Annotated in this window: 4 protein-coding genes; 1 reads left to right on the top strand and 3 read right to left on the bottom strand. The window is 70.5% G+C overall.

The window, feature by feature from the left end:
• Positions 1-1408, top strand: a 1408-nt coding sequence (locus A5714_RS24710; protein ID WP_068289901.1) for a hypothetical protein, incomplete at its 5' end; no start/stop codon positions are given.
• A 12-nt stretch (positions 1409-1420) separates the two neighbouring features.
• Here the strand turns inward: A5714_RS24710 and A5714_RS24705 are convergent.
• From A5714_RS24705 to A5714_RS24695, 3 genes are all read right to left on the bottom strand, one after another.
• Positions 1421-1651, bottom strand: a complete 231-nt coding sequence (locus A5714_RS24705; protein ID WP_068065797.1) for a hypothetical protein — start codon at positions 1649-1651, stop codon at positions 1421-1423.
• A 467-nt stretch (positions 1652-2118) separates the two neighbouring features.
• Positions 2119-3354 (bottom strand): PPE family protein, encoded by a 1236-nt coding sequence (locus A5714_RS24700; RefSeq protein WP_068289897.1) that lies wholly within the window; start codon positions 3352-3354, stop codon positions 2119-2121.
• Between the two features lie 158 nt (positions 3355-3512).
• Entirely contained in the window at positions 3513-4904 is a 1392-nt protein-coding gene (locus A5714_RS24695; RefSeq protein ID WP_068065729.1) for a glycine--tRNA ligase, read from the bottom strand.
• Between the last annotated feature and the right edge of the window lie 44 nt (positions 4905-4948).

The following is a 4948-nucleotide window of genomic DNA, read 5'->3' as shown; positions in this document are numbered from 1 at the left end:
ATTCCAGCGAGCAGCCCGCCGACGGCTGCGCGTCGACCCCACCGACGCCGCCGCCCTGGCCGCGGTGCCGCTGGAGGCGCTCGACGACCTGTCCCGGTCGCTGGTCGTCGACGTCGACAACGCCGTGCGCACCAGCGCCAACGAGCTGGACTTGGCCGTCGAGGAATTCGGCGACGAGCGGACCCGGCCGTTCACCCAGGCGGTGAGCAACGCCAAAGCCGCGCTGTCGCAGGCGTTCAGCGTGCGCCAAGAGCTCGATGACGGCGTCCCCGAGACCCCGGAGCGGCGCCGCGACCTGCTGACCCAGGTCGTCGTCGCCGCCGCGCGCGCTGACCGCGAGCTGGAGTCGCAGACCGAGGCGTTCGAGCAGCTGCGCGACCTGGTGATCAACGCCCCGTCCCGGCTGGACGCGCTGACCCAACGGTATGTCGAGCTCACCACCCGCATCGCGCCGGCGGAGCGGCGGCTCGCCGAGCTGCACAACGAATTCCACGCCAGCGCGCTGACGTCCGTCGCGGGTAACGTCACGGCCGCGAACGAGCGGCTGACCTTCGCCGACCGCAACATCGGCACCGCGCGCGAACTCGCCGCGCACGCCGTCAGCGGGCAGCAGGCCGGCCTGGTGGATGCGGTCCGCGCCGCCGAGGCGGCGTTGGGTCAGGCGGGCGCCCTGCTCGACGCGATCGACCACGCGGCCGGGGACATCCAGCACGCCGTCGACCGGTTGCCGTCGGCCATGGCCGACATCGGCAACGACATCCAGCGCGCCGACGAGCTGTTGCGGCGCACGGGCGCCGACGCCGCGCACCGCGACGACCTCACCGCGGCCCGCGAAGCGGCAGCCAGCGCCGTCGAGGGCGCGCGGGCGGGCGCCGCCGACGATCCGCTGGCGGCCTTCGCCCGGCTGACCAAGGCCGACTCCGACCTGAACGGGATGCTGGCCACGCTGGCCCAGGAGCAGGCCACCGCCGAACAGCTCACCCGGTCGCTGGAGCAGGCGCTGTTCACCGCGCAGACCCGGGTGCGCGCGGTCTCCGACTACATCGACACCCGCCGCGGCAGCGTCGGCCCGGAGGCCCGCACCCGGCTCGCGGAGGCCCAACGCCATCTCGACGCCGCGCAGGGCAAACGCGCAACCGACCCCACCGAGGCGATCGCCCACGCCAACGCCGCGTCGACGCTAGCCGCGCGGGCCCAGGCGCTGGCCAACGAGGACGTGCAAACCGCGCAGCGCGTCTACACCCGCCGCGGCGGGAGCGACCTGAGCGCCATGCTCGGCGGGATCATCATCGGCGACACGCTGAGCGCCGGGATGCGGGGCGGCTTCGGCGGGTGGAGCCCGACGTCGTTCGGCGGTGCGCCCACGTCTTCCGGCGGGGGATTCATGGGCGGCGGCGGCCGGTTCTGACCGGCCCGGCTCCTAGCCGGCAGCGGGCGAGTGCGGCACCACGCGGCCGGTGCGCGGCATCTCGAAGCGTGGTTCGGCGTCTCCGGCCGCCCAGCCCTTCCAGTCCTCGGTCACCATGGCGGGGCGGGGCCGGTCGGTCGTGTCGGCGTCGGCGGTCACGTCGGACTTCGGCGCCCAGTGGTCGTAGTCGTCGGGCGGCACGGCCACGCCCCAGACCAGCGGGACGGACAGGCCGCCGAGCATGCCGGAGTCGCCGCGAACCGCCTCGACGGAGTCGTCCGGCAATGGTGAACCTAGAGGCAATAGCACCCCTGCCCCCTTCAACAGCAGACTTCCGGTGCGTTCGGACGCTGTGGCGAACTTAACAACACCTAACGGGTCACATAGTAAATCAATCGGAGAGCAATGGCCGCAAAACCTCGAATTTGTTTTACGTTCTCAGGCACAACGGGCGCTCGCGCAGCGGGGCTCGAGCCCGACGCAACGACGACAGCCGGGGGTGAGCGGACGGGCCGAGCCCGACGTGTTGCCCCGAAATCGTTGCCCGACAATCGTTTCCGATACGTCGGGCAGCGGCGCGGCGTTAGGACCGCAGCCCCGCCGCCGCACCCCGGGAGGCGGCGCGCGTTTGCACAACGTGCGACAGAACAATTCCCGCCTGGGAACCGAAACATTGGCCGCCCGACGAATCACGAACCGCTAAATGCGTGCTAGCCGCGTTTCGATCGCGGCACCACGCGTGGGCGCTGCTGGACCACGTGCCGACCTCCGGGACCGCGGCCGACCACCTCGCGGTCCTCGCCCTCCGGCGCGCCCCGCCGGCTCATCGGCATCGCCGTCACGGGGGTCCCGCCGGCCGCACCCACCGCGCCGGCCGCCCCGGCCGCGGTCGGCGAGACAGCCACCCCCGCGATCGCCGGGGTGGGAAGGTAGGCCGGCATCGCCCCGGGCCACGCGGGGGGCACCGCGATCGGGCCGACGAATCGGGCGGTGCCGATGCCCGCCGACGCCGCGCCCAGGGCGCTCAGTCCCCCGCCGCCGCCGGCCGCGATCGGCTGCAGCGCGTAGACGGCGCTACCCGCGGCCAGCGGGGCCTCGACCGCGGAGGCCGCGCTGGTCGCGGCGGTCGCACCGGCCAGCGTCGGCGCCCCTTGGGCCGATCCCTGCGCCGCCGCCACCATCGGCGACATCAGCGCGGTCGCCGGCAGCAGCCCGACCTGCGCCACCGACGTCAGCGTCGACACCGGCGCCGAGGCCGTCGACATCAGCGACGTGACCGTCGAGATCGCGGGCGAGAGCGCCATGAACACCGACTGCAGCTGCGGGAAGAGCGAGACACCCGCCGACGACAGCGCCCCGGCGAACTGCGACACCAGTTCGGCCAGCGGCGTGGTGACCAAGCCGGCGAGGCCGGCCAGGCCAACCGGCGCCGCGGTGAAGGCCGGCAACGTGGCGGCCACGGACGTGGCCCCTGCCTGGTAGCCGAGCATCGCCGCCACGTCCTGGGCCCACATCTCGCCGTACTCGAGCTCGGTCATCGCGATCGCCGTGGAGTTCTGACCCAGGAAGTTGGTCGCGATCAAGACCATGAGCCGGATCCGGTTCTCGATGACCTGCGGGGTGGGCACCGTCGCCGCGAATGCCGCCTCGAATTCGCTGGCCGCCCAGTTGGCCTGCGTGGACGCGGCCGCCGCCTGGGCCGCGGCCACGTTGAGCCATTCCACGTAGCGTTCCGCCGCCGCCACCATGGCCGCCGACGACGGGCCCGACCAGGCGCCGGCGACCAACTGCGTGATCACGGCCTGAAACGACGCGGCCGCGTCCGCCAGTTCGGCGGCCAGCATGTCCCACGCCGAGGCGGCGGTGAATAACGGGCCCGATCCCGCGCCGCCGTACATCAACGCCGAGTTGATCTCCGGGGGAAAGAACGCAAAAGCAGGAATCATCACAACCCAACCGACCGAAACGGCACGTTCTGCACAGCCCGACACCCACCCGCGGCGAGTAAGTACCCAAAACCGGATCTTAAGGCATGCTCGGCGGTTACGGCCGGTTCTTTATTCAACCCTTAATTGGGGGCTTCGGCGCTCGGTGGGGCCGGGGATTAGCAGCCCTTGAGGCGGGTCGCCAAGTAATCGGTCACGGCGTCGATGCCGACCCGTTCCTGCGTCATGTCGTCGCGGCGGCGCACCGTCACCGCGTGGTCGTCGAGGGAGTCGAAATCGACGGTCACGCAGTACGGCGTCCCGACCTCGTCCTGGCGGCGGTACCGGCGCCCGATCGCGCCGGCGTCGTCGAAATCGATGTTCCAGTACTGGCGCAACTCCGCGGCGAGGTCGCGCGCCTTGGGGCTCAGGTCGGCGTGCCGCGACAGCGGCAGCACCGCCGCCTTGGTGGGCGCCAACCGCGGGTCCAGGCGCAGCACCGTGCGTTTCTCCAGCACCCCTTTGGCATTGGGGGCCTCGTCCTCGACGTAGGCGTCGATGAGGAACGCCATGAACGACCGCGTCAGCCCGGCCGCCGGCTCGATCACGTACGGGACGTAGCGGGTGTCACTGACCTGGTCGTAGTACGACAGGTCGACACCGGAATGCTTTGCGTGCGTTGACAAGTCGAAATCGGTGCGGTTCGCGATGCCTTCCAGTTCGCCCCACGGGTTGCCGGCGAAGCCGAATTTGTACTCGATGTCCACGGTCCGGTCGGAGTAGTGCGAGAGCTTGTCGGCGGGGTGCTCGAACAACCGCATGTTCTGCGGATCGATACCCAGGTCGACATACCATTGGTGGCGGGTGTCGATCCAATACTGGTGCCATTCCTTGGCGGTCGACGGCTCGACGAAAAACTCCATTTCCATTTGCTCGAACTCGCGGGTCCGGAAAATGAAGTTGCCGGGCGTGATCTCGTTGCGGAAGCTCTTGCCGATCTGACCAATCCCGAACGGCGGTTTGCGGCGCGAGGTGGTCACCACGTTGGCGAAGTTGACGAAGATGCCCTGGGCGGTTTCCGGGCGCAGATAGTGCAGCCCCTCCTCGGTCTCGATGGGCCCGAGGTAGGTCTTGAGCATCATGTTGAATTCGCGCGGTTCGGTCCACTGGCCGGGGTCGCCGGTGTCCGGGTCGCGGATGTCGGCAAGGCCGTTGGGCGGTGGGTGCCCATGCTTGGCCTCGTAGGCCTCGATGAGGTGGTCGGCCCGGTAGCGCTTGTGCGTGATCAGCGACTCGACCAGCGGATCGTTGAACACCTCGACGTGCCCGGAGGCGACCCACACCTGGCGCGGCAGGATGATCGAGGAGTCGAGGCCGACGACGTCGTCGCGGCCGGTCACCACCGCGCGCCACCACTGCCGCTTGATGTTCTCCTTGAGCTCGACGCCGAGCGGGCCGTAGTCCCACGCCGACCTCGTGCCACCGTAGATCTCCCCGGAGGGATAGACGAAGCCACGCCGTTTGGCCAGGTTCACTACGGTGTCGATGACGGACGCCACGGGGCGCTCCACTCCCTTTCTCAGCTCGGACAAGCGGGCGCGACGGGTGGCCGCGG

Source organism: Mycobacterium sp. E2462, assembly GCF_001672685.1.
Taxonomy (GTDB): Bacteria; Actinomycetota; Actinomycetes; order Mycobacteriales; family Mycobacteriaceae; genus Mycobacterium.
This window is presented reverse-complemented; position numbering and strand designations above follow the sequence as displayed.

What these genes read in the sequence shown, in the direction of transcription:
- A5714_RS24700 (WP_068289897.1), bottom strand. Translation starts at nt 3,354, where the DNA reads ATGATTCCTGCTTTTGCGTTCTTTCCCCCGGAGATCAACTCGGCGTTG.
- A5714_RS24705 (WP_068065797.1), bottom strand. Translation starts at nt 1,651, where the DNA reads ATGCTCGGCGGCCTGTCCGTCCCGCTGGTCTGGGGCGTGGCCGTGCCG.